This is a genomic window from Anaerotignum faecicola (assembly GCA_024460105.1).
Taxonomy (GTDB): Bacteria; Bacillota; Clostridia; order Lachnospirales; family Anaerotignaceae; genus JANFXS01.
In genome coordinates this window covers 1-459 of record JANFXS010000258.1, presented here as the reverse complement: position 1 = coordinate 459, position 459 = coordinate 1, and the positions used below count along the sequence as shown (strand labels likewise).

Below are 459 nucleotides of genomic sequence, written 5' to 3'. Positions count from 1 at the left end.
AGCCATTCAAGCGCTTGTACTTCAGGAACTCGGTTATTGTCGCCTGATCGGCGTTATCGATGAAAGTATCCCGCGCAAAGCCCCATTCCTGCCGGTTGCGCTCCAGAAAATCAATGAAGTTCCGGACCGTGTCCGTGGGAGCCAGCGGCGTTCCAAGCTCCGCATTGTTGTAGACCTTCTCGTCCAGGACAATACAGGTTCCCTTATTGGTGATCCCAATAAAGCTCATCGAGATCGTGTCTGGAGACTTCTGGGAGTATGCAGTGTCCAAGCCGGCTGAGAAGTAAATAAACCACTCTGTCTGGTGCTTGTTGTTGGGATCCTTAACAAACGCCTTAGCCTGCTTCTTGGTTATGACATGCTTAGATCGCTCGAAGTTGCTGAAGATCAGGCCGGTTGCCTTCCCTCGCAATCCCTGAATCTTGTTCTTCCAGATCTTCGTGCCTTTCGGCGTGTTCG

At 51.4% G+C, this 459-nt stretch carries 1 protein-coding gene; it reads right to left on the bottom strand.

The annotated features are described in order from the left end of the window. Positions 1-459: terminase (locus tag NE664_13845; protein ID MCQ4727716.1), on the bottom strand; the 459-nt coding region annotated here is incomplete at both ends.